This window comes from Micromonospora sp. (assembly GCF_048594385.1).
Classification (GTDB): domain Bacteria; phylum Actinomycetota; class Actinomycetes; order Mycobacteriales; family Micromonosporaceae; genus Micromonospora; species Micromonospora wenchangensis.
In genome coordinates this window covers 1-1,694 of record NZ_JBMDWU010000494.1, presented here as the reverse complement: position 1 = coordinate 1,694, position 1,694 = coordinate 1, and the positions used below count along the sequence as shown (strand labels likewise).

General features: G+C 75.7%; 1 protein-coding gene. It reads left to right on the top strand.

Features of this window, described 5'->3' with window-relative positions:
* Window positions 1-139: 139 nt before the first annotated feature.
* A partial coding sequence (locus ACOJTC_RS26650; RefSeq protein WP_420118944.1) for an oligosaccharide flippase family protein occupies window positions 140-1,694 on the top strand: 1,555 nt, incomplete at its 3' end.

Here is a 1,694-nt window from a genome sequence, read left to right as displayed (position 1 = left end):
CCGCCGGGCGGGTCGCCTGCCGGGGGTCGGCCGGGCCGCCCCGGCGCGTCCCGGCGGGGGGCGCGGCGGCCACGACACGGTGGTGCTGCCGGTCGTAACCTCGACGGTGCCCGAGCAGCACCGACGCCGGTAGGTGGCGGTGGCGCACGCGTCCGCGCAGGGCGACAAGCACGTCCGGGGAATGGCCCGTGGCGGCGGGCTCAACCTGCTCGGCGCCCTGCTCAGCCAGGCGGCGGTCTTCCTGATCATGCTGCTGCTGGCCCGGGTGCTGGGCATCCGGGAGGTCGGCCGGTACGCCCAGTGCTACGCGGTGCTGTCGCTGGCCGGGCTGCTGTCGCTGTCCGGGTTCCGGGCCGGGCTGACCCGGTTCGTGGCGGTGCACCTGGCCGACGACGACGCCCCGGCGTTGCGCGGCACGGTCCGGTTGGGGCTGGCCGTCTCGGCCGGCTCGTCGGTCCTCCTCGCCGGGGCGCTGGCCTGGGGCGCACCCTGGCTCGCCGACCGGCTGCACGACCCGGGGCTGGTCACCGGGCTGCGGCTGGTCGCGTTGACCCTGCCCGCCTCGACGGTCTGTGAGGCGGCGCTGGCGGCGACCCGGGGCTGGCGGACGCAGCGGCCGTACACCTTCATCGGCCAGCTCTACGAGCCGGGGACCCGGCTGCTGCTCACCGCGCTCGCCCTGCTCACCGGGGCCGGGCTGACCGGGGCGTTCTGGGCGCTGGTGGTGGCCGGCTGGTCGGCCGCCCTGCTCGCCCTGCTGGCGCTGGCCCGGCTGGTCCGCCGGGTTGCGCCGGCCCGCCCGGTGCACCGGCCGGGAGAGCTGTTCCGCTTCTCCACGGTCAGCTGGGTGTCGTCGCTGTCGTCGACCGGGCTGATCTGGGTCGACACCCTGCTGCTGGGTTTCTTCGCCAACCCGGACATCGGCGTCTACAACGTCGCCACCCGGCTGGTCACCGTCGCCATCTTCGTGCTCGCCCCGGTCAACGCGGCGTTCGGCCCGTACCTGGCGCACCTCTACCACCGGGGGGACCTCGACGACGTCCGCCGGGTCTACGCGGTGGCCACCGGCTGGGTGGTGCGGCTGTCGCTGCCGGCGTTCGTGGCGCTGCTGGTGGTCCCCGGTGACCTGCTGCGCGTCTTCGGCGGCGAGGTGGCCACCGGCGCGGCGGTGACCGTGATCCTGGCTCTCGGCCAGCTCGTCAACGCGGCGACCGGCCCGTGCGGCACGGTGCTGAACATGTCCGGCCGGGTGGCGCTCAACATGGCCGACAACCTGGTCGCCCTGGTGCTCAACGTGCTGCTCAACCTGTGGCTCATCCCCGCGTACGGGATCGTCGGCGCGGCGGCGGCGTGGAGCGCCTCGCTGATCGTGGTCAACATCGCCCGGGTGGTGCAGGTCCGCCACCTGACCGGCGCGCTGCCGTTCACCGTCGGGATGGCCAAGGGGCTGGCCGCCGGAGCCGCCGCGCTGGCCGCCGGGCTGCTGGTGCGCTGGCTGGTGCCGGGCTGGCCGTGGCGACCGGTCGCCGGGCTGGCCACGATCGTGGCGGTCTACCTGGGGACGGTGCTGGCGCTGGGGCTCAGCCGGGAGGATCTGAGGGTGCTGCGTACCCTGGCCCGCCGACGCCGCCGCGGCGACCCGTCCGACGCCACCGAGGACGCCCCGGGCGTCGTCCCGTCCGACGACGGGCCGC